This is a genomic window from Mycobacterium sp. E3339, from assembly GCF_001666915.1.
In the GTDB taxonomy this organism is placed as follows: domain Bacteria; phylum Actinomycetota; class Actinomycetes; order Mycobacteriales; family Mycobacteriaceae; genus Mycobacterium.
In genome coordinates this window covers 26404-46578 of record NZ_LZIZ01000211.1, presented here as the reverse complement: position 1 = coordinate 46578, position 20175 = coordinate 26404, and the positions used below count along the sequence as shown (strand labels likewise).

The following is a 20175-nucleotide window of genomic DNA, read 5'->3' as shown; positions in this document are numbered from 1 at the left end:
GTCTTAAACCCTCTCGATGATGGTGGCGACACCCATGCCGCCGCCGATGCACAGCGTGATCAGCGCGCGCCGGGCGCAGCGGCGCTCGAGCTCGTCGACCATGGTGCCCAGGATCATGGCGCCGGTGGCGCCCAGCGGGTGGCCCATCGCGATGGCGCCACCGTTGACGTTGAGCTTCTCGTCAGGGATGTTCAGGTCCTTCTGGAACTTCAGGACGACCGACGCGAACGCCTCGTTCAGCTCGAACAGGTCGATGTCGTCGACGGTCAGCCCGGCGCGGTCGAGCACCTTCTGCGTGGCCGGCGTCGGGCCGGTCAGCATGATCGTCGGGTCGGCGCCCGTGGTGGCGGTGGCGACGATGCGGGCGCGGGGGGTCAAACTGCCGGCCTTCGCCATCTTTTCCGAGCCGATCAGCACCAAGGCCGAGCCGTCCACGATTCCCGAGCTGTTACCCCCGGTGTGGACGTGGTTGATCTTTTCGACCCAGTGGTACTTCTGCAGCGCCACGTCGTCGAAGCCCGCCATGGCGGCGAGGCCCTCGAACGCGGGCTTCAGCTTGGCCAGGCCCTCCATGGTGGTCTCGGGCCGCATGTGCTCGTCGTGGTCGAGGATGAGCAAACCGTTCTGGTCGCGGACCGGCACCACCGACTTGGCGAAGTAGCCGCCCGACCAGGCCGCGGCCGCCAGCTCCTGCGAGCGCAGCGCGTAGGCGTCGACGTCATCGCGGGAGAAGCCCTCGATGGTCGCGATCAGGTCGGCGCCGATGCCCTGCGGAACGATGTAGGCGTCGTAGGAGGTGGCCGGGTCGGCCATCATGGCGCCGCCGTCGGAGCCCATCGGGACGCGGCTCATCGACTCCACACCGCCGGCGAGCACCAGGTCGTCCCAGCCGGAGCGGACCTTCTGCGCGGCGGTGTTGACGGCCTCCAGCCCGGAGGCGCAGAAGCGGTTGAGCTGCACGCCACCGACGGTGTCGGGCATGCCGGCCGCGATCACGGCGGTGCGGGCGATGTCGCCGCCCTGGTCGCCCACGGGTGAAACGCAGCCCAGGATGACGTCGCTGATCAGGCTCTCGTCCAGATCGGGGTGGCGCCTGCGCAGCTCCTCGATCAGGCCGACGACCAGGTTCAGCGGCTTGACCTCGTTCAACGAGCCGTTCTTCTGCTTGCCGCGGGGCGTGCGGATCGCCTCGTAGATGAAGGCTTCTTCGGACATGTCGAGTTCCTCTTCGCAAATGGGGGTTCGGATCCGTATTAAAGGTAGGTCCAGATACCGCACCCTAACAAAGTGCCCGGCCAACCTGTTGGTTGGGCCGATCGGCGCAGCTCGAGCGCGGGCGTCCCCCGGTCACGAGCGTCACGCCAGCGTGGCCGCGACGCACGCACGCCACACGGGCGTGACGCTCGAGCATGACGGCCCCCTAAGCTCGACCCCCATGACGGTCTCGCGCCTGCGTCCGTACGCCACCACGGTGTTCGCCGAGATGTCGGCGCTGGCCGCGCGCGTCGGTGCGGTCAACCTCGGTCAGGGTTTTCCCGACGAGGAAGGGCCCGCGGCCATGTTGAAGGCCGCCCAGGACGCCATCGCCGAGGGCAACAACCAGTACCCGCCCGGCATCGGGGTGGCGTCGCTGCGGCACGCCATCGCCGCCCAGCGGCGGCGGCACTTCGGCATCGAGTACGACCCGGACTCCGAGGTGCTGGTGACGGTCGGGGCCACCGAGGCGATCGCGTCCGCCGTGCTCGGCCTGATCGAACCCGGCTCGGAGGTCCTGCTCGTCGAGCCGTTCTACGACTCCTACTCGCCGGTGCTGGCGATGGCCGGCGCGCACCGGGTGGCCGTGCCGCTGGTCCCGCACGGCCGCGGCTTCGCCCTGGACGCCGACGCCCTGCGCGCCGCGGTGACGCCGCGTACCCGCGCTTTGATCGTCAACTCGCCGCACAACCCGACCGGCACCGTGCTCAGCGAGGCGGAGCTGCGGGCCATCGCCGAGGTCGCGGTCGCCGCCGACCTGTTGGTGATCACCGACGAGGTCTACGAGCACCTGGTGTTCGACGCCCACCGGCATCTGCCACTGGCCGGATTCGCGGGGATGGCCGAGCGCACGGTCACCATCTCCAGCGCGGCCAAGATGTTCAACTGCACCGGCTGGAAGATCGGATGGGCTTGCGGCCCAGCGGAACTCATCGCCGGGGTGCGCGCGGCGAAGCAGTATCTGAGCTACGTCGGCGGCGCACCGTTCCAGCCCGCGGTGGCCTTGGCGCTCGACACCGAGGACGCGTGGGTGGCCGAGCTGCGCGACTCGTTGGCGGCGCGACGCGACCGGCTGGCCGCCGGGCTGTCCGACATCGGCTTCGAGGTGCACGACAGCGCCGGCACCTACTTCCTGTGCGCCGACCCGCGCCCCCTGGGCTACGACGACAGCACCGCCTTCTGCGCGGCCCTGCCCGAGAAGGCGGGCGTGGCCGCCATCCCGCTTTCACCGTTCTGCGACCCCGCCGCCGCGCACGCCTCGGCGCAGGCCCAAGTGTGGAATCACTTGGTGCGCTTCACCTTCTGCAAACGAGAGGAGACCCTCGACGAGGCGATCCGGCGGCTGGGCGTCCTGCGGTGACGTCCGCTAGCTCGCCGGCCCGAAGCCCTCGAGCACGCGCTTGCGCAGGCCCTCCAGCGCGGCATGCAGGATCTTCTTGCGGGCCCGGTTGACCCAGAACTCGGGCAGCGGCGCCCACGGTTCGACCGTGATGGTGAATCGGACCCGGGTCTTGTCGTCGCTCACCCGGCTCAGGTTGTACTCCCCGTGCTGGCCACGTTGCTGAGCCGTCCGGGCGGCGTCCCACACCATCCAGTCCGGGCCCCAGTGGTATTCGAGCAGTTCCGTGTCGTGAATGCCCGTGACGGCGATGGTGACCTTCACATGGTGCGGGCGACCGTCGGGATATTTATCGACGACCTCGACCCGCTTGTGCACCGGCGACCATGACGGGACGGCGTCCATGTCGGCCAGCGCCTCCAGGATCACTTCCGGAGGCGCGTCGATCACGATTTCCGACGATGCTTGGACGGCCACTGCTAATAAGTTAGCAACCGCTCAGGCCCTCCCGAAGGCTATTCCGACTCCGCGTCGTTGCCGCGCTTTACCAGTTCGCACAATCCCTTTACCGCCGAGTCGAGGACGCTTTCGCTGGCGCGCCGGACGATGAAGGCGGGCATGGGCCGGCCCGGTTCGACCGTGACATCGAAGCGCACCCGGGTCTTGTCGAGGCCCTCGGGTTTGAGGTTGTACTCGACATGCTGGCCGTGCTGCTGGGAGGTCCCTTTCGCGTCGTAGACAACCCAATCGGGGCCCCAGTGATACTCCAGGATCTCCCTGTCGACGAGGCCCAGAATCTTGATCGTGGTCTTGACGTGGTGGGGCCGACCGTCGGGATAACGGTCGATCACTTCGATGTTCTTGTGCAACGGTGACCACGTCGACAGGACGCCGACATCTGTCAGCGCCTCCATGACCACTTCTGGCGGCGCGTCGACGACGAATTCGCGTGATGCTTTTACGGCCACTGAGCTCAACCTAGCAACATCGGAGCGCCGGCGGGGTCGATACCGTCTAAGACGTTGACTACCAATCGATTTCGGAAAGGGGCGTGGTGGCCGCCGGCGGCCGCCCGACCGGAGCCGCCGGGGTGCGCGAGAAGCGCGGTCCGGGCGCGGCCTGGTCCACGCCGTAAGCGGTGATCACCGTGGACCGCGCCCGCAAGTGCTCGTCGGTGGCCGCTTCGCTCCACGTCAGCACCGGGGTGACGCAGGCGTCGGTGCCGGCGAAGGTGGCCGTCCACTCGTCGCGGGTGCGGCTGGCGAAGCGTTTCGCGAAGACGTCGTACATCCGCGGGTAGGAGCCGATGTCGAGCTGGCCGGGCACCTCCTCGGGCGAGAGGCCGAGCCCGTTCAGCAACGCCGCGAAGAACTGCGGCTCGATGGCGCCGACCGCCATGTACCCGCCGTCGGCGGTCTCATAGCAGCGATAGAACGGGGCGCCGCCGTCGAGCAGGAATGACTCGCGCCGGTCGCGCAGCGACCCGGTCGACTTCATGGTCCACATCATCTGGGCCAGCAGGCTGACGCCGTCCACCATCGCCGCGTCGATGACCTGCCCCTTGCCCGAACGTTCCCGCTCGTACAACGCGGCCGCGATGCCGAGCAGCACCAACATCGAACCGCCGCCGAAGTCGGCGACCAGGTTCAGCGGCGGCATCGGCGGCCGGTCCGCGTAGCCCAGGGCGGACAGGGCGCCGGTTTGCGACAGGTAGTTGATGTCGTGGCCCGCCGTGCGGGCCAGCGGTCCCTCCTGCCCCCAGCCGGTGATCCGCGCGTAGATCAACCGCGGATTGACCGCCGCGCATTCGTCCGGACCGATGCCGAGTCGCTCGCAGGTGCCGGGCCGGAAGCAATCCAGCAGCACATCGACCTTGACGACCAGCTCGAGCAGGACCCCCGGTTGGGTCTTGACGTCCAGGTCGACGACCCGCTTGCCACGGTGCAGCAGATCGCGGTCCTCGGCCGGCATCGTCAACCCGCCGGGCCGGCGCACCCGCACCACGTCGGCCCCCAGGTCGGCCAGCATCATGCCCGCGTGCGGTCCCGGTCCGATTCCGCCGAGCTCGATCACCCTCACCCCGGCCAGGGGCCCGCCGCCGCCCACCGCGGCTACTTGCCCTTCTTCACCTGCAGCACCCGCTCGCGCAGCGCTTTGGTCGCCGAATCGATCGTCCCCTTCACCGCCCGCTTCAGGACGAAGCCCGGCAAGGGCACGTTCGGGTCGGCGAGCAGTTCGAACTTGACCAGCGTGGCGTCCCCCTGCGGGATCAGAGTGTACTTCCCGTCCTGCGCCTTCTGCTGGGAGGAGCTCACCAGCTTCCAGCTCACCGCGTCGTCGGTCCAGGTGTAGGCCACCACCTGTTCGTCGGTGATGCCGGCGACCCGCACCTTCATCTTCACTTGGCTTGGCCGCCCGTCGTCGCCGGTCGACAAGATCTCCGCGCTTTGGTGGGGCTCGGACCATTCGGGCATCGCCTCGAAATCGGCGATGACGTCCAGAATCTCCTTCGGACTGGCTTCGATGACGATGTCGCGGGATTCTTTGAGTGCCATGGCCCGCACGATACTGAAACGGCGTCCCGCTCGGAATGAATTCGGCAGGTACCGTCGTGCTTGTGACTGACGCCGTCAACCAGCCCCTCTACACCGTCGGCGACTATCTGCTGGACCGCCTCGCCGAACTCGGCGTCACCGAGATCTTCGGCGTACCCGGGGACTACAACCTGGAATTCCTGGATCACATCGTCGCCCATCCCGCGATCCGCTGGGTGGGCAACGCCAACGAGCTCAACGCCGGCTACGCCGCGGACGGGTACGGTCGCCTGCGCGGAATGTCGGCAGTGGTAACGACTTTCGGGGTGGGTGAACTGTCGGCTGCCAACGCCATCGCCGGCAGCTACGCCGAGCAGGTGCCCGTCGTGCACATCGTCGGCGGGCCCTCCAAGGACGCCCAGGGCACCAGGCGCGCGCTGCACCACTCGCTGGGCGACGGGGACTTCGAGCACTTCCTGCGCGTCAGCCGCGAGATCACCTGTGCCCAAGCCAACCTCATGCCCGCGACCGCCCGCCGCGAGATCGACCGGGTGTTGTCCGAGGTGCGCGAGCAGAAGCGGCCCGGCTACATCCTGCTTTCCACAGACGTGGCCCGTTTCCCCACCGAGCCCCCCGGCGCGCCGCTACCCCGCTACACCGGTGGCACCAGCCCCCGCGCGCTGTCGCTGTTCGTCGAGGCCGCCTCCGATCTCATCGCCGATCACCAACTGACCGTGCTGGCCGACCTGCTGGTCCATCGGTTACAGGTGGTCAAGGAACTCGAAGCCCTGCTGGCCGCCGACGTGGTGCCCTACGCCACTCTGATGTGGGGCAAGAGCCTGCTCGACGAGAGCTCGCCGAACTACCTGGGGATCTATGCCGGATCGGCAAGCGCCCCGGCGGTGCGCGCCGCGATCGAGGAGGCGCCGGTTCTGGTGACCGCCGGGGTCGTGTTCACCGACATGGTCAGCGGCTTCTTCAGCCAGCGGATCGACCCGGCGCGGACGATCGACGTCGGGCAGTACCAAAGCAGTGTGGCGGGCGAGGTTTTCGCGCCGCTGGAAATGGGGGCCGCGCTGGAGGCGTTGGCCACCATCCTGTCCCGGCGAAAAATCGCGTCGCCGCCGGTGGTGTCGCCGCCCGCCGCCGCCCTGCCCCCGCCTCCGCCGCGCGATCAACCGCTGACCCAACAGCTGCTGTGGGACCGCCTGTGCACAGCCCTGACGCCGGGCAATGTGGTCCTGGCCGATCAGGGCACCTCGTTCTACGGCATGGCCGACCACCGCCTGCCCCAGGGCGTGACCTTCATCGGTCAACCGCTTTGGGGCTCAATCGGTTACACGCTGCCCGCGGCGCTCGGGGCCGGGGTGGCGCATCCGGAGCGACGGACGGTGTTGCTGATCGGCGACGGCGCGGCGCAACTGACGGTCCAGGAACTCGGCAACTTCTCGCGTGAGGGGCTGTCCCCGGTCATCGTGGTGGTCAACAACGACGGGTACACCGTCGAGCGCGCGATCCACGGAGAGTCGGCGCCCTACAACGACATTGTCAATTGGAGGTGGACGGACATCCCGAACGCGCTGGGCGTCGCCGACCACCTGGCGTTCCGGGTGCGGACCTTCGGTGAGCTCGATGACGCCCTGACCGCCGCCGCGCTGCACCAGGACCGGATGGTGCTCGTCGAGGTGGTCTTGCCGCGGCTCGAAATCCCGCCGCTGCTAGTCGAACTCGTCCAGCCGATGTCACCGGACGGCAGCGTTCGCCGCTGAGGCCGCCGCGTCAGGATCTGCTGGGTGCGCCGTTCGGATCGGACGATCGCAGTATCGCCTGCACGGTTCGCCGGCAGCGCCCGCAGTCGGCGCCCGCCCCGCAGGCCCGGGCGACGTCCTTGGTCGTGCAGGCCCCGGCCTCTACCACCTCGGCCACCGTTTGGCTGGTGACTCCGTTACACAGGCAGACGAACATCCAGGTGGCCGCTCAGTCCGCCTCGATGCGCATCATGTTGGTGAATTGGCCGACGAAAATCGGCGGATAGGGCCCCACCCCGGCACCGGACATCCACTCGGCCGCGGCGTCCGGATGCTCGATCCACCGCTGCGCACTCTCTTCGTCCCCCAACTCCGACATGATCAGCACCTCGTGCTCATCGTCGAAGGCTTGGAAGATCCAGGTCTTGCGGATGCCGGCCGCTACGAATCTGTCTGTGGCCGAGGCGACTTCGGCGGTCAGCGCCGACACGTCGTGAACCGAGGCGATGGTGGCAACCACGACGCCGGGTGCCTCGGGGCTGGCCGTGGGCGCCGGGACGAATCGGTGGACGATCTCGCCGGCGAAGACCGCGGGAATGTCGTCGACGCCCGCCGCGTCGAACCAGTCGAAGAAGACCCGGGAGCGCAGCAGTTCCACGATCGGCTCGCGGCTGTGCACTCCGATCATCACCAGCACGCGGCCGTAGTCATGCGTCGAGGTGTAGACGAGCACGTGGTGGGCGCCGATGTCGGCCAAGGCCCCCTTGCGGCGCTCGAGCAGCGGCCATACCCGGCTGGGATCGGGAACGCGATAGTCCGACGCGATCACCATCGAATGAATGTCGCCGTCAGTCAACGGAGTTGGTCCTTCATCACTTTTCCGGTGGCGTTGAGCGGCAGCTGGTCGAGGAACGCGATGGATCTCGGCGCCTTGAATCCAGCCATCCGCTCTCGGCACCATAGCAGCAGGTCCTCCTCGGAGACCTGGCTTTTCGCCACCACGAATGCTTTGCCGACCTGGCCGAGGCGGTCGTCGGGGACCCCGATGACAGCGGCTTGCGCCACCGCCGGATGCTGAAGCAGGTAGCCCTCGATCTCCGCCGGGTAGGCGTTGAACCCGCCGACGATGAACATGTCCTTCTTGCGGCCGTCGATCCGCAGCCGGCCGGCGGCATCGAGGCGGCCCAGATCGCCGGTGTGCAACCAGCCGTCGGGGTCGATCGCCGCGGCGGTGCCCTCGGGGTCGTCGAGGTAGCCCTGCATAACCCCGTAGCCGCGAACCAGCACCTCGCCGTCGTCGGCGATGCGCACCTCGACCCCGTCGCACGGCAGGCCCGCCGTGGTGGCCACGTCCTCGAACGAGTCGCCGGGCCGGGACAGGGTGACGTTGCCGGCCTCGGTCAGCCCGTAGCCGGTCATCAGCGTCTGGAAGGGCAGTTCGCCGTGGATGCGGCGCACCAGTTCGACGGGAATGTCGGCGGCGCCGGTCACGCCGGCCCGTAACGTCGACAGCCTGGCCTTGTCACGCACCGTCAGCAGCGAGTGATACAGCGTCGGCGGGCCGGGCAGCATCGTGATGCGTTCGCGGTCAATGAGATCCACCACTGTGTCGACGTCGAAGACCGCGACCGGCAGCATCGTCGCACCGCGCAGGAAGGAGGTGACGAGTCCCGCCTTAAGGCCGAACGTGTGGAAGTACGGGTTGATCTGTAGGTAGCGGTCACCCTCGCGCAGATCCGCGAGCGTCGCCCATTCGGAGTACATGCGCAGCGTCTGGCGGTGATTCATCATCGCGCCCTTGGGGCGACCGGTCGTGCCCGAGGTGAAGATGATGTCGCAGATGTCGGTCCCGCTCACCGCCCGCTCGAACGGCGAACCGCTGGAAAGGAAGTCGGATTTCAGATCGATGACCGGCGTCCCGGCGGGCACGGTGTAGTCCTGGCCCAAAAAGCCCTTCTGCACCAGGACGGCCTTCGCGCCGCTGCGGGCGATGATGTCGCCGGCCTCTTCCGTCTTGAACCGGGTATTGACCGGCACCAGCACACCGCCGGCGGTGAGCAGCCCGAAGGCCGCGATGATCCACTCGACGGAGTTCGGCGCCCAAACGGCGACCCGGTCACCCTTGCCGACGCCGAGGTCCGCGAATGCGCCCGCGGCACAACGAATCCGCTCGACGAGCTCGGTGAAAGTGAAGCGCAGCGGACCGTCGACGGCCGCCTCCGCGTCGCCGAAGCGGTCCGCCGCGCTCAAGACCATCTCGGGGATGGTCTGCCATACCTGATTTGGCCGGCCTGTCACACCGTGACGAGCCGACCGAGGTTGCCGCCCATGATCTTTGCCTGGTCGTCGGTGGACAGGTGGGACAACGCGTTGACGTAGAAGGTCGGCTCGGCCAGTCCCTCGGGGTGCGGCCAGTCCGAGCCGTACAGCACCTGATCCACGCCGACGAGGTTGATCAGGTCGTCGATGCCGTCCTCGAAGAACGGGCTCACGTGGATCCGGTTCTTGACCATCTCGACGGGGTCGCTCGGGAAGGCTTCCGGGGCCTTTCGGAAGACCTCGGTCAGACCGTCCAACAGCGGGGTCATCCACTTCGAGCCCGCCTCGACGATCGCGACCTTCAGCTTGGGGTGCCGGTAGAGCGCGCCGTGAATCACCCACGACCCCACCGCATCCTGGATCGGCCGCCACTCGTTGAGGATGCCCATCGCGTTGGTCTGGAACGGGAGCATCTCCTGCTCGGCACCGTCCCACTCCGAGGTGTAGCGGGAGTAGCCGCTGTCGGACGAGTGCATGCCGACCAGCACGTCGTGCTCGACGACCCGCTCCCAGAACGGGTCGAACTCGGGCACGGCGAACGACCGGGGGCCGCGGAAGCCGGGAACCGGCGCCGGGCGGATCAGGATGCAACGCGCACCGCGCTTGACGGCCCACTCCAGCTCCTCGATCGCCTTCTCGACGATCGGCAGGGTGATGACCGGGGTGGTGAAGATGCGGTTCTGGTAGTTGAAGCCCCAGACCTCGTCGAGCCACTCGTTCAGCGCGTGGATCAGGACGTGGATGGCGACCGGGTCGTCGCGCAACCGCTCCTCGAGCAGGCTGGCCAGCGTCGGGAACATCAGGGTGCGGTCCAGACCCAGCTCGTTCATCTTCTCCAGGCGCGGGCCGGGCTCGAAGAACGCCGGGATCGCGCGCATCGGCTCGCCGAACAGCTCGCGCTTGCTCTTGCCCTCGGGGTTGCCGTACTTGAAGTACTCCTCCCAGGCACCCGGCCGGGCGACAACCTCGAAGGTCGGATTGGGGATGTAGTTGCTGATGTGGCCGCGGATCGCGATCTTCGTCCGCCCGTTGATCTGGACGTACTGGACGTAGTCCTTGTACTCCTTGGGCAGGAATTTGGTCAGCGCCTCCGGCGGCTCGTAGAGGTGGTTGTCCGCGTCAAAGATCGGAAACGGGACGTCCTCCCGGTGCGACAACTGGCCCATGAGATCCTCCTTCGCGATTTTTGAGAATTGTATTCTCTACGGGCGCCCGACCGCAACGCGCCCCCTGAAATCGGGTTCTACGTCGTCAGCACGTCACGACGATTTTGAACGGCGCGCTGGCTGGTTCACCGGGTTTGTCGGTCTTGTAGCCGTTGGCGGTGCCGCTGATGGTGTACTTGCCGCCACTCATGCTCGTATCGGCGGTGCCGTCGCCGCCCCGGGAGTACATCCCGCTGAACCCGCCCAGGTTTCGGATGTGTACGGACGTGGCTGCGGGCTGTTGCCCGCTCTCGTCGATGACGACCTTGGCCCCGGCAAAGTCGCCGCCGATGTCGATCGTCCGGGTCCACTCCAACTGGCCGCACTTGACGATGTGGAAATTCCGATCGTTGCCGTCGATGGTCACCGACGCCGTGCTGGCGATCTGGGATGGTGGTCGCGAGGAGCACGCCCCAAGCAGCGCGACGGCGAGTGCCGCGACAACCGCGGCCGTCCTTCGGTCCGGCACCCGGCACTCCTATCTTCGCTGCCGATAGCTCTTCGGCCTGCAGCGACGATGTTATTCTCGCACCGGGAGAATGCCAATATCGTCCGTTCTCGTCCAAGGAGCAATAACGCATGGTGGACCTGGAGATCGATGACGGGTTGGCGGTGCTGACCATCGATCGGCCGCACGCGCGCAATGCGATCGCGCTGGACACCATGCAGCAGCTGGAGAAGGCGCTGGACGCGGCGGCGGGCGCCAGGACCCTGGTGATCAAGGGCGCGGGCGATCGGGCCTTTGTATCCGGCGGCGATCTCAAGGAGTTGCGCGCGCTGCGCACCGAGGAGGATGCCGCGGCGATGGCCAAGCGGATGCGCGCGATCTGCGATCAGCTGGCCAGCTTCCCCGCGCCGGTGATCGCCGCGCTGAACGGCCACGCCTTCGGCGGTGGCGCCGAGGTCGCCGTCGCGGCCGACATCCGGCTGGCGGCCGACGACATCAAGATCGCCTTCAACCAGGTGGAACTCGCGATCATGCCGGCCTGGGGCGGCGCCGAGCGGCTGGCCGCGCTCGTCGGGAAGAGCCGGGCGCTGCTGCTGGCCGGCACCGGAACCGCCCTCACCGCACAGGAGGCCGAGCGGGTGGGCCTGGTGGACCGGGTGCTGCCCCGCGCCTCGTTCGACCAGGGTTGGCAGTCGGTTGCCAGGTCGCTGGCCCGCCATCCGGGGGTCGAGATAAAGCGCGTAATCAGCGGGGTTTCGGCGGACGAAGCGATAGCATCCTTTGCACGGCTGTGGGTTGCCGACGCGCATTGGCGGGCCGCAGAGCGGGTGATGAACCGCACCGCAAGTGCGCCACGGGCCGTCGGAGGAGCGAGATGACGGGCAGACGGTTGGGCGTGGGCGCCGCGACCCTGTCGGCGTTGCTGGCCGCTGCGACCGGTTCGGTCGTGAGCGCCGGCCACGCCCTGGCCGACCCGGTGATGCACCACGTGAGATACACCGTCACGGCGCAGAATCCGATCTACACCGACATCTATTACCTGGACCACCAGCCGGAGAAGTTCTCCGACTACAGCCACAACCCCTACTCGTTCACACCGCACGTCGACGTTGATCTCGGCCCGGGCAAACCGTGGAGCTTCGATCTGGACATGTCGAACCCCGATGACTACGCGATGGTCGTGGCGAGCACGGGCACCGAGCCCGGCACGCCTGGGCTTCACTGTGATCTGGCGGTGGACGGAGCGGTCGTCGTATCCAAAGACGGCCCCAAAGGCGTGCTCTGCTCACTGCGCAACTGGTGAACCACCCAGGTCGGCGGGACACCTTCGATGGGTCGCGGGTCGCCTTCCAGGCGGCGGAGGTATTCCTCGACCAACGCCACGGTCTCGGCGTGACCGCCGGACATGCCGATCGCCTGCTCGAGCACCAGCATTCGCGACAAGCTGGTCATCAGCACCGTCCAGACCACCGCCGGCACATCTTCGTTCTCCGCACCGTAGCGCTGTAACGCGGCGGCCACCGTCTTGCGCTGCTCGTCGCGAAAACGTTCGGCGTAGTAAGCGATTTCGGCCCGCATGTCTTTGCGATGATTGGCCAGCGCCATGAACTCCATCGAAATCCGGGTGAACCCCGGATCGGTGCCGAACCGCCAAAGCGCCCACAATGGCTGGTCCGACCGCAGCGCTCGGGCCTGCACTTCGAGGCCCTCCTCGGCGCGGCGGCGGAAGACCTCGACGAACAACTCCTCCATGGTGCGGAAGTAGTAGTGCACGAGCTGAGGTTTCAGCCCCGCCTTGCTCGCCAGGCGTCGCGACGTCACCGCGGCATAGCCCTCCTCGAGCATCAGCTGCTCGGCGGCATCGAGCAACAGGCCGCGATTTTTCGCGTCCGGTGCCCCGATCCTGCGGGCCCCGGAAGAGGCAGATGTCATGTCCCCGCTCCGTACTGTGTGCCATCCCGTGCCGACCACTCGGATCGTATCGTGGCGCGCCGGCCCCGACCTTGACCCTGACATTACCGCCATGCTAAGCAGGTGCTCAGCAGATTTTCGATCTCGGAATCACCGCGGCGCCACTTCCTGCCGCCGAACATGACCGGTAACCCAGCCCAGGGAGACGCAATCCGATGAGTAACTACGAGTCGATCGACTTCTTCACCGATCCGTCTCTCGTCCCCGACCCGCACCCCTATTTCGACTACCTGCGCAGTCAAAACCCGGTCTTGCGGCTGCCCCATTACGGCGTCGTCGCGGTCACCGGGTACGACGAGGCCTGCGAGATCTACAAGGACCCGGAGACGTTCTCCAACATCGTCGCGCTCGGCGGGCCCTTCCCGCCGCTCCCCTTCACGCCCGAAGGCGACGACATCAGCCACCAGATCGACGCGCACCGCAGCTCCTTCCCCATGTTCGAGCACATGGTCACCATGGATCCGCCGGACCACACCAAGGCCCGGTCGGTGCTGGCGAAGCTGCTGACCCCAAGCCGGCTGAAGCACAACGAGGAGTTCATGTGGCGCCTGGCTGACCGGCAGCTCGACGAATTCCTGGACAACGGCGAATGCGAATTCATCGCCGAATACTCAAAGCCGTTCGCCACCTTGGTGATCGCCGACCTGCTGGGCGTGCCGGAATCCGACCACAAGGAGTTCCGCAGCGTGTTGGGTGCCGATCGCCCCGAGGCCCGGGTGGGAGCGCTGGACCACGAGTCGGTCGGTATCAACCCGCTGGAGTGGCTCGACGAGAAGTTCTGCGACTACATCGAGGATCGGCGGCGCGAGCCGCGCAACGACGTCCTGACCTCGTTGGCGTCGGCGAAGTACCCCGACGGCTCGACGCCGCCCGTGATCGAAGTCGTCCGCTCGGCGACGTTCCTCTTCGCCGCCGGCCAGGAAACCACGGCCAAGCTGCTCAGCGCGGCGCTGCAGGTGCTCGGCGACCGGCCGGACATCCAGCAGGAGCTGCGTGACGACCGCAGCCTCATCCCCGGGTTCATCGAGGAATCGCTGCGGATGGACAGCCCGGTCAAGAGCGACTCCCGGCTGGCCAGAAGGGCCACCACCGTTGGCGGAGTCGACATTCCGGCCGGCACGGTCGTCATGGTGCTGCCGGGGGCGGCCAACCGCGACCCGCGCCGGTTCTCCAACCCGCACGAATTCGACCTGCACCGGCGCAACGTGCGCGAGCACATGGCGTTCGCCCGCGGCGTGCATTCCTGCCCCGGCGGACCGCTCGCCCGAGTGGAGGGCCGCGTCTCGATCGAGCGTCTGCTGGACCGGATGTCGCACATCGAGATCGACGAAGCCCACCACGGGCCGAGCGCCGACCGTCGCTACACCTACGAGCCGACGTACATCTTGCGCGGCCTGAGCGAACTGCACCTGAGGTTCACCACCGCGGACGCGGTGGCGGTCGCGGGCTGACTCAGAGGTTCAAGCCGACGAAATAGCAGCCGAGCATCGCGGCGGCCATCACCGCAACCCACGCGTCGGTCAGCCGGCACAGCACCACCGGAGCGTTGCGGACCTCCATGAACTCGCGAAAAATGATGCGCACTTTGACAAGTGCGATCACGATGACGCTCGACGTGACCACCGCGCTGGATCTCAGCGATCCGCCGGCGGAATGGTCTATCCACAGATAGGCCAGCGTCAGCGACGCCAGCATCAGCCACACCACCAGCAGCCGTTTGTTGAATTTGATTCCGATCACCTCACCACGTAGAGCAGCGCGAAGATGAGCACCCACAAGAAGTCGACGGTGTGCCAATAGGTGGCGCAGGTTTCGACGAGCTGCTGAGACTCCTTCGACTCGTGGGCTTTTCGCGCCTTGAGGCGAAGTTGGTAGACGATGACGCCGAGGGCGACGAAACCGATCAGCAGGTGCACGAAGTGGATGCCGGTGAGGAAGAAGTAGTAGGTGAAAAAGTCGTTACTGCCCAGGCCATTTCCCATGCGGACCAACCGGGCCCATTCGAAAACCTTGCCGAGCAGGAAGAGCACCGCGAACCCGGCCGTGATGAAGGCGTCCCGCAGTGCCGCCGGGTAGGCGCCGGCGCGGGCGGACTGGACACACCGCGCCACCGACCACGAGCTCAGCAGCAGGACAAGGGTGTTGAATACCCCGATGCGCAGGTCGAGGTGCGCCTGCGACTGCAGGAACAGTTCGGGGTTGCGAGCTCGGGAGAACAGGTAGAAGCCGAAATACGCGGTGAAGACTAGGGTCTCGAACAGCACGAAGGCCCACATGTCGGGTTGACCGGGCACGAATCTGGCCCGTCGGTTCTCGTCGGCCGTCTCGGTCATCAGGCGGCTGCCTCTCTTGCCGCCAGCTCGGGCAGTGGCCCGGTGCCGAAGTCTTCGCGGCGGATCATTTGGAACAGCATGACGATGAAAGTTACTTGGTAGAAGCCGAATACGACCATGTCCAGCCACCAGGCGATCTCGCCGTCCCACGCGAACACGCCACGCCGGAAGATCCAGCACGGCGCAACCACCACCTCGGTCAGTGCGTTGCACAGGTTCAAATACCCGAACCACTTGGGGAACACCCGATTCTTGTCGAGCAGGATGGCGAGCATCCAGATCAGCGAGCCGATCAGGAACACCCCCATGGTGCCGTCAAAAGACAAGAAGGCGAAGTCGTACAGCCAGCCGATCGCCTCGGGGTCGCGCTCGGGTCGCAGGGTGCCGACGATCAGCGCGATGTTGAGCAGCAGCATGCCGGGAACCGCGCTGAGCGAATAGATGAGCAGATACGAATACGCGAAGGCGCGGCTGACCGACATGCGCCGCATCGAGTAGGCGATGATCGCATTGTTGAACGCGATCATGCCGCTGATCGCGAAGATGACGCCGAAGCCGACGGGTATCCCTAGGTGGCGCTCGGAGAACCAGTGCGCCTGCGTGGCGAGATCCCAGGTGGGCTCCGGCGGGGGCTGGACCTGCGCCACGATGAAGAACATCGGGAAGAAGAGCGTGTAGAACACCATCAGGAAGCCCCACGCCAGCCACAGTTCTCGCTTGGGGTTATGCCTGATGTGCCAGCGGATCCGCCGGGGCAGCGACCCCGTGGGGGGTGGGGCGGCGGATGTCGGCGATGTGGTCACCGCGCTCACGCGTCAACCAGTTCGCCTGAGCGCCCGAGGTTCTCGACGCGCTCGCGATAAACGGCGCGCGCCAGGACGACGCCCATTACGACGATCCAGACGGCGATCGCGGTGTTCTTCACCCAGAACGACAGAAAGCCGTCCCACGCCAGCGGCCCGGTCAGCGAAACGCCGACGAACGCGGCGGGCACCAATGCGGCGGCCACGAGAAGGTTGAAGTAAGCCACCCAGCGGCCGAACACCGGGCGCGGCTGATCATCGAAATAGATTGCCAGGGCGAGGATCACGCTCTGGCCGATCAGGAAAGGAACCAGGATCGTGAAGGTGATCCAGCCGAGGTCGTTGAGCAGCTGGGTCAGCGCGGGACTGCGCTCCGGCCGAAAGGCGGCCAGTAACCAGCAGACGTTGGCGACGAGGAAGAGGGTCGGGCCGCCGGCCGCGCAACCCAGCATCGCGTAGGAGAAGATCGGCGTCCGGTGCGCCATCCTGCGGATCTGCAGCACGATCAGGGCCAGGATCGGGACCAGGCATACGCCGAACCAGTTGAACACGATCATGCTGTACCGGATCTCCGGCAGGTGGGCCGGATCGCGGTAGAACGCGGCGACCTGTTCCGCGGGCATCGACGGCGACATCGGCGGGTTGAAACCCGGGAAGAGAAAGAACGCCGCGATCCAGAGGATCAGGGCCGCGGGCAGCGTCCACAGCAGGATCAGCTCACCGTCGGTCCGCCGCGGCGCGGCCCGCGTCGTCCCCCGGCCCGGTGCATCCTCCCCGTCGGCGTCGGACATCAGCACCCCTCCCGAAATCGGCTGCACACACGGCTAGTCAGCGAAGCTAGCCGATCGGCTAGCTTGGAGTCAATAGCATCGTCTAGTCTCGGTGCGTGGGAACAGCACGGCGACCAGTTACCGCTGAGCAATTCTGGCTGATCGAGCACAGCCCGGCCAGGACGCGGGTACTCGATGCCGCGCTGGATCTGTTCGCCACTCACGGCGTCAGCGGTACGTCGCTGCAGATGATCGCCGACGCCGTCGGCATCACCAAAGCCGCTGTCTACCATCAATTCCGGACCAAGGAGCAGATCGTCATCGCTGTGACCGAGCGCGAGCTCGGCCGGCTCGAGCCGGCGCTCGAGGAGGCCGAGGCCTACGGCGACGGTCCGCAAGCGCGAGATGCCTTGCTGGTCAGCGTGATTGAGATGGCCGTGCGCGACCGCCGGTTGGTGCGCACGCTGCAATTCGATCCCGTCGTCGTCCGATTGCTGGCCGAGCACAGGCCCTTTCAGGTCTTCATGGACCGGCTGTACAGCGTGCTGCTGAGTGATGCGGGCCTGGACGGGCGGATCGAGGCGGCCATGTTCTCCGGCGCGCTCAGCACCGCCGTCATGCATCCGCTGGTTGCCGACATCGACGACGAGACGTTGCTCGACAGGGTCACCGATTTGAGCCGGCGCCTGCTCGGTCTGCCCCGGGGCGGGCCAGGCTGACCCGAAACGCTGTGGCTAGGTGTCGGCGCGGACCCAACTCGCTATGCCGTCGTGAGCGATACAGATCAGGAATAGACCGTCAGGTGCCTGCGCGACGTAGTTCAGGTAGTTCTGGCAGTTTGCGTTCTCATCCTTGACCCCCGCCATCGGAGGTGAGCGGAACCATCGGGGCTGGTACCTCCTAGGTGAACCGCAGAACATCAGCCGTCCGGGCTCCGAGGCGAACGACACGTATCCATCGGCGACACCGAAGGCGTAGTAGGTGGTGTTTTCGCAAGGCGCACCTAGAACCTGGTGGGGCATGATCCCCGGGGTGCAGGCGGGGTAGTCGCAGACCGTTGGCCCCGCAAAGGATGGCGGCGCCGCCAGCACGCGGGCGCCGACCAACGCGGCCGCCATCGCCACGATGAATCGCACCCAATTACTTTGCCACACCCGAAAAGAAAATTCTCCTGCTTGGAGAGATCAACTCGGGCGACCGGGGGCGGCGCCGGGCCGTCTCGAACGCCGCTCCGCGCGCCTCCCGGGGGGAGCAGTTCCGCATGTCAGGGGCACAACCCAGCCGCCCGGTGACGGCGTTGACCCCAGGTCGGAGTGATAAGCTTCCTCCCCGTGCACGATCCGGTGGGACCCGACACCGACGATTGTGGTGACCCGAGGGATGCGACCGATCCCGACGAACCGCAGTCAAACGCAGGGGCTGAGAGCGGCGACGTAGCGGCCGCATCCGGAGAGCATCCGGAAGAAGACGAAGTTGCCAACGCCGAAGCGCGGGCCGCGGCGGCTCGGGCGCGCCTGGAAAGCCTGCTCGGGGCAGCCGAATCCGGGGGCGCGGAGGACGACGCCCACGACGTCGAGCAGCGATCGGCGACGTCCACCCGGAAACGGCTACGTTTGCCGCGACGCCCCAGGCGGCCACGGTGGCTAAGGCGCCCAGGGCGGAAGACTGTAGCCGCCGGCATCGGCATCGTTCTCTTCTCCACTTCTCTCGCCGCGAGCGGCTACATGCTGTGGCAGCATCACACCGCGTTGCATAATCGCCAACTCGCCGCGGAGTTCAGTGCAGCCGCCCGGCAAGGGATTACGGCCTTCATGTCGATTGACCCCGATCGCGCCAAGGAGAGTGTCCAGCGCGCCATCGATGCCTCCACGGGCGACCAAAAGGACCAGCTCTCCGTGCTGTCGGCCCTGATGGTCAAGAGGGCCGAGGAGACTAAGGTCGGCGCCAAGGTCACCATCGAAGCCGTCGCCGTCCAGTCGTTTAGCGACAATTCCGGAGTCGTGCTTGTGGCGGCGAAAACCGATCCCATTGGGCCAGATACCGCCAAACCGCCGCCCGCCCTGTTTCGGCTCAGCGTCAATATGGACCGCGACGGCGGCCAGCTCAAGATGTCGAAAGTTGAATTCGTGCGATGACTGTCGAACCCGGCTCGCCGCCGGACGGGACCGGAAAGGCGATTGACGGCGCCCATACTTCGCCCGACGGCGAGGACGAACTGGCGCGCGCTGGAGTGGGACCGGCGCGCTTGCACCGGCTGGCCGAGATCGGGCGCCGCGCCCGCCGGTATGCGGCGAGTTGGCGTTCGATCGTCGCGACAACGTTGGTTATTGCCGCACTGGGAGTCGCTGGCGGCGTGTACTTCATCGTGTACCGGCCGGATCAGCAGGTCGACGATGTGGCGGCGCACCGGGCGATCCAGGCAGCGTCAGATGGCGCCGTGGCCGTGTTGTCGTATTCCTATGACCATTTGAACCGCGATTTCACCAACGCGAAGTCACATCTCACCGGTGACCTTCTACGGTATTACAGCAAATTCAGCGACGATGTCGTCGCGCCGACGGCGCAGAAGGGACAGCTGACGGCGTCTGCCAAGGTGATTCGGGCCGCGGTCTCGGAATTGCATCCCGATTCGGCCGTCGTGCTGGTTTTCGTCAACCAGACGACGAAAAGCGAGCAAAAGAAGGATCCTGAGAACACGCAGAGCAGCGTCCTGGTCACGCTGTCGAAAGTCAACGGCTCCTGGCTGATCGCGAAATTCGACCCCTCCGGATAAGCGCGGCTGATCTTGCCCTAACCGTTAACCGGCGGCCCGAAGCGGTGTAACGTCATCGCTCAAGAGCGCCGCAACCGACGGCGAAAAGGTGCCACAGGCACTCTCGGATTACCCGGTTCGAGGAGCAGCCGATGCGTCCAGCCAAAACACTCAGCACTGCAACGCTGGTGGCTCTCACCGCCTTCGGCGGTCTGAGCACTGCATCCACGGCCAAGGCTATAACCAAGGAAGACGTGGCGATCAACGGGACTTACCGTGCCACGTCCATCGGCGACTGGGCCCAGAGAAATGACCAGTACTTCGGCGAACCGACGGTCTACCAAGTGTGGACCATCAACTCGACGTGCGAAACCACCCAGGAATGCCATGGCACGGTCACGAGCGACCAGGGCTGGAGCGCGCCCATGTATATGAATGATGGCCAGATGTGGAAGGTGAAACACGAAGTGCCGAACTGGGAGCGGTGCGAAGACGGTACCGCGTTTTCCGGGATGCAGGCCTTCTTTTTCTATCCGGTGAATGACAATGGTGGATTCCAACTCGGGTCGCGCGTCTTCTCGGGCAAGGACAAGACGGTCGGCCCAAGCGGCGCCTGCGGGCAGAACAATTGGCTTGATATCACGATGCCGTTGCGCCTGGACCAGCTCTCCTGACCGGGCGGTCGTAGCCGCAGGCCGG

At 66.5% G+C, this 20175-nt stretch carries 25 protein-coding genes; 9 read left to right on the top strand and 16 right to left on the bottom strand.

What is annotated here, in order from left to right:
* Positions 1-3: 3 nt before the first annotated feature.
* On the bottom strand, positions 4-1215 hold the full coding sequence (locus A5702_RS19530) for an acetyl-CoA C-acetyltransferase (protein ID WP_068222826.1): 1212 nt from the start codon (positions 1213-1215) through the stop codon (positions 4-6).
* Positions 1216-1435: 220 nt separating this feature from the next.
* Between A5702_RS19530 and A5702_RS19525 the strand changes: the two genes are divergently transcribed.
* Positions 1436-2614 (top strand): pyridoxal phosphate-dependent aminotransferase, encoded by a 1179-nt coding sequence (locus tag A5702_RS19525; RefSeq protein WP_068222824.1) that lies wholly within the window; start codon positions 1436-1438, stop codon positions 2612-2614.
* A gap of 6 nt (positions 2615-2620) precedes the next feature.
* Here A5702_RS19525 and A5702_RS19520 read toward each other — a convergent pair whose 3' ends face one another.
* From A5702_RS19520 to A5702_RS19505, 4 genes are read right to left on the bottom strand one after another with little or no spacing between them, the layout of a single operon-like run.
* Complete coding sequence (locus A5702_RS19520; protein WP_082956132.1) at positions 2621-3070, bottom strand: SRPBCC family protein; 450 nt, start codon at positions 3068-3070, stop codon at positions 2621-2623.
* A gap of 38 nt (positions 3071-3108) precedes the next feature.
* Complete coding sequence (locus A5702_RS19515) at positions 3109-3561, bottom strand: SRPBCC family protein (RefSeq protein ID WP_082459729.1); 453 nt, start codon at positions 3559-3561, stop codon at positions 3109-3111.
* 58 nt (positions 3562-3619) lie between these two features.
* Positions 3620-4699 carry a CaiB/BaiF CoA-transferase family protein gene (locus A5702_RS19510; RefSeq protein ID WP_068222821.1) on the bottom strand — a complete coding sequence of 360 codons (1080 nt, stop codon included), beginning with the start codon at positions 4697-4699 and terminating at the stop codon, positions 3620-3622.
* 5 nt (positions 4700-4704) lie between these two features.
* A complete protein-coding gene (locus tag A5702_RS19505) occupies positions 4705-5148 on the bottom strand; it encodes an SRPBCC family protein (protein ID WP_055400277.1) in 444 nt (147 codons plus the stop codon).
* 35 nt (positions 5149-5183) lie between these two features.
* On the opposite strand from A5702_RS19505, the gene A5702_RS19500 reads away from it, so the two are divergent.
* Positions 5184-6896 carry an alpha-keto acid decarboxylase family protein gene (locus tag A5702_RS19500; RefSeq protein WP_055400280.1) on the top strand — a complete coding sequence of 571 codons (1713 nt, stop codon included), beginning with the start codon at positions 5184-5186 and terminating at the stop codon, positions 6894-6896.
* Positions 6897-6906: 10 nt separating this feature from the next.
* Here A5702_RS19500 and A5702_RS25875 read toward each other — a convergent pair whose 3' ends face one another.
* From A5702_RS25875 to A5702_RS19480, 5 genes are all read right to left on the bottom strand, one after another.
* On the bottom strand, positions 6907-7092 hold the full coding sequence (locus A5702_RS25875) for a bacterioferritin-associated ferredoxin (RefSeq protein WP_082459730.1): 186 nt from the start codon (positions 7090-7092) through the stop codon (positions 6907-6909).
* 12 nt (positions 7093-7104) lie between these two features.
* Positions 7105-7731, bottom strand: coding sequence for a fatty-acid--CoA ligase (locus A5702_RS19495; RefSeq protein ID WP_068222818.1), 627 nt, complete (start codon positions 7729-7731; stop codon positions 7105-7107).
* Positions 7728-9131, bottom strand: a complete 1404-nt coding sequence (locus A5702_RS19490) for a FadD3 family acyl-CoA ligase (protein ID WP_068222815.1) — start codon at positions 9129-9131, stop codon at positions 7728-7730. Before A5702_RS19490 ends, A5702_RS19495 begins: the two co-directional genes overlap by 4 nt.
* A gap of 38 nt (positions 9132-9169) precedes the next feature.
* A complete protein-coding gene (locus A5702_RS19485) occupies positions 9170-10360 on the bottom strand; it encodes an amidohydrolase family protein (protein WP_055400286.1) in 1191 nt (396 codons plus the stop codon).
* 85 nt (positions 10361-10445) lie between these two features.
* Complete coding sequence (locus A5702_RS19480; protein ID WP_082459732.1) at positions 10446-10868, bottom strand: lipoprotein LpqH; 423 nt, start codon at positions 10866-10868, stop codon at positions 10446-10448.
* Positions 10869-10978: 110 nt separating this feature from the next.
* Between A5702_RS19480 and A5702_RS19475 the strand changes: the two genes are divergently transcribed.
* Together A5702_RS19475 and A5702_RS19470 are read left to right on the top strand one after the other, a co-directional pair.
* Positions 10979-11725, top strand: a complete 747-nt coding sequence (locus A5702_RS19475) for an enoyl-CoA hydratase/isomerase family protein (protein ID WP_055400288.1) — start codon at positions 10979-10981, stop codon at positions 11723-11725.
* Positions 11726-11826: 101 nt separating this feature from the next.
* Positions 11827-12150, top strand: coding sequence for a hypothetical protein (locus A5702_RS19470; RefSeq protein ID WP_082956133.1), 324 nt, complete (start codon positions 11827-11829; stop codon positions 12148-12150).
* On the opposite strand, the gene A5702_RS19465 is transcribed toward A5702_RS19470, so the two are convergent.
* Positions 12066-12779 (bottom strand): TetR/AcrR family transcriptional regulator, encoded by a 714-nt coding sequence (locus A5702_RS19465; protein ID WP_055400292.1) that lies wholly within the window; start codon positions 12777-12779, stop codon positions 12066-12068. The two genes, A5702_RS19470 and A5702_RS19465, sit on opposite strands and share 85 nt — an antisense overlap.
* Positions 12780-12973: 194 nt before the next feature.
* Between A5702_RS19465 and A5702_RS19460 the strand changes: the two genes are divergently transcribed.
* Positions 12974-14269 (top strand): cytochrome P450, encoded by a 1296-nt coding sequence (locus A5702_RS19460; RefSeq protein WP_068222811.1) that lies wholly within the window; start codon positions 12974-12976, stop codon positions 14267-14269.
* Between the two features lies 1 nt (position 14270).
* On the opposite strand, the gene A5702_RS19455 is transcribed toward A5702_RS19460, so the two are convergent.
* Genes A5702_RS19455 through A5702_RS19440 form a run of 4 tightly spaced genes read right to left on the bottom strand, consistent with a single transcriptional unit; the run spans position 14271 to position 16745 of the window.
* Positions 14271-14555, bottom strand: a complete 285-nt coding sequence (locus A5702_RS19455) for a cytochrome C oxidase subunit IV family protein (RefSeq protein ID WP_068222855.1) — start codon at positions 14553-14555, stop codon at positions 14271-14273.
* Positions 14555-15151 (bottom strand): cytochrome c oxidase subunit 3 family protein, encoded by a 597-nt coding sequence (locus A5702_RS19450; RefSeq protein WP_068222809.1) that lies wholly within the window; start codon positions 15149-15151, stop codon positions 14555-14557. Before A5702_RS19450 ends, A5702_RS19455 begins: the two co-directional genes overlap by 1 nt.
* Positions 15151-15963, bottom strand: coding sequence for a hypothetical protein (locus tag A5702_RS19445; RefSeq protein ID WP_068222807.1), 813 nt, complete (start codon positions 15961-15963; stop codon positions 15151-15153). The genes A5702_RS19450 and A5702_RS19445 overlap by 1 nt, the downstream gene beginning before the upstream one ends.
* Positions 15960-16745 carry a hypothetical protein gene (locus A5702_RS19440; protein WP_068222852.1) on the bottom strand — a complete coding sequence of 262 codons (786 nt, stop codon included), beginning with the start codon at positions 16743-16745 and terminating at the stop codon, positions 15960-15962. The genes A5702_RS19445 and A5702_RS19440 overlap by 4 nt, the downstream gene beginning before the upstream one ends.
* 95 nt (positions 16746-16840) lie before the next feature.
* Between A5702_RS19440 and A5702_RS19435 the strand changes: the two genes are divergently transcribed.
* Positions 16841-17443: a TetR/AcrR family transcriptional regulator gene (locus A5702_RS19435; protein ID WP_068222805.1), complete on the top strand. Its 603-nt coding sequence runs from the start codon at positions 16841-16843 to the stop codon at positions 17441-17443.
* 15 nt (positions 17444-17458) lie between these two features.
* Here A5702_RS19435 and A5702_RS19430 read toward each other — a convergent pair whose 3' ends face one another.
* A complete protein-coding gene (locus tag A5702_RS19430; RefSeq protein WP_197506639.1) occupies positions 17459-17842 on the bottom strand; it encodes a hypothetical protein in 384 nt (127 codons plus the stop codon).
* 213 nt (positions 17843-18055) lie between these two features.
* Here A5702_RS19430 and A5702_RS19425 point away from each other — a divergent pair, with 213 nt between their 5' ends.
* The 3 genes from A5702_RS19425 (at position 18056) to A5702_RS19415 (ending at position 20150) form a co-directional block, all read left to right on the top strand.
* Positions 18056-18859 (top strand): hypothetical protein, encoded by an 804-nt coding sequence (locus tag A5702_RS19425; protein WP_068222844.1) that lies wholly within the window; start codon positions 18056-18058, stop codon positions 18857-18859.
* Positions 18856-19497, top strand: coding sequence for a hypothetical protein (locus A5702_RS19420; protein WP_055400302.1), 642 nt, complete (start codon positions 18856-18858; stop codon positions 19495-19497). The genes A5702_RS19425 and A5702_RS19420 overlap by 4 nt, the downstream gene beginning before the upstream one ends.
* A 131-nt stretch (positions 19498-19628) precedes the next feature.
* Complete coding sequence (locus A5702_RS19415; RefSeq protein ID WP_067817282.1) at positions 19629-20150, top strand: hypothetical protein; 522 nt, start codon at positions 19629-19631, stop codon at positions 20148-20150.
* Positions 20151-20175: the final 25 nt, after the last annotated feature.

Coding starts and splice junctions, on each gene's coding strand:
- A5702_RS19530 (WP_068222826.1), bottom strand. CDS start 1,215: ATGTCCGAAGAAGCCTTCATCTACGAGGCGATCCGCACGCCCCGCGGC.
- A5702_RS19525 (WP_068222824.1), top strand. CDS start 1,436: ATGACGGTCTCGCGCCTGCGTCCGTACGCCACCACGGTGTTCGCCGAG.
- A5702_RS19505 (WP_055400277.1), bottom strand. CDS start 5,148: ATGGCACTCAAAGAATCCCGCGACATCGTCATCGAAGCCAGTCCGAAG.
- A5702_RS19500 (WP_055400280.1), top strand. CDS start 5,184: ATGAATTCGGCAGGTACCGTCGTGCTTGTGACTGACGCCGTCAACCAG.
- A5702_RS25875 (WP_082459730.1), bottom strand. CDS start 7,092: ATGTTCGTCTGCCTGTGTAACGGAGTCACCAGCCAAACGGTGGCCGAG.
- A5702_RS19490 (WP_068222815.1), bottom strand. CDS start 9,131: ATGGTCTTGAGCGCGGCGGACCGCTTCGGCGACGCGGAGGCGGCCGTC.
- A5702_RS19485 (WP_055400286.1), bottom strand. CDS start 10,360: ATGGGCCAGTTGTCGCACCGGGAGGACGTCCCGTTTCCGATCTTTGAC.
- A5702_RS19475 (WP_055400288.1), top strand. CDS start 10,979: ATGGTGGACCTGGAGATCGATGACGGGTTGGCGGTGCTGACCATCGAT.
- A5702_RS19470 (WP_082956133.1), top strand. CDS start 11,827: ATGCACCACGTGAGATACACCGTCACGGCGCAGAATCCGATCTACACC.
- A5702_RS19465 (WP_055400292.1), bottom strand. CDS start 12,779: ATGACATCTGCCTCTTCCGGGGCCCGCAGGATCGGGGCACCGGACGCG.
- A5702_RS19460 (WP_068222811.1), top strand. CDS start 12,974: ATGAGTAACTACGAGTCGATCGACTTCTTCACCGATCCGTCTCTCGTC.
- A5702_RS19450 (WP_068222809.1), bottom strand. CDS start 15,151: ATGACCGAGACGGCCGACGAGAACCGACGGGCCAGATTCGTGCCCGGT.
- A5702_RS19440 (WP_068222852.1), bottom strand. CDS start 16,745: ATGTCCGACGCCGACGGGGAGGATGCACCGGGCCGGGGGACGACGCGG.
- A5702_RS19430 (WP_197506639.1), bottom strand. CDS start 17,842: ATGGCGGCCGCGTTGGTCGGCGCCCGCGTGCTGGCGGCGCCGCCATCC.
- A5702_RS19420 (WP_055400302.1), top strand. CDS start 18,856: ATGACTGTCGAACCCGGCTCGCCGCCGGACGGGACCGGAAAGGCGATT.
- A5702_RS19415 (WP_067817282.1), top strand. CDS start 19,629: ATGCGTCCAGCCAAAACACTCAGCACTGCAACGCTGGTGGCTCTCACC.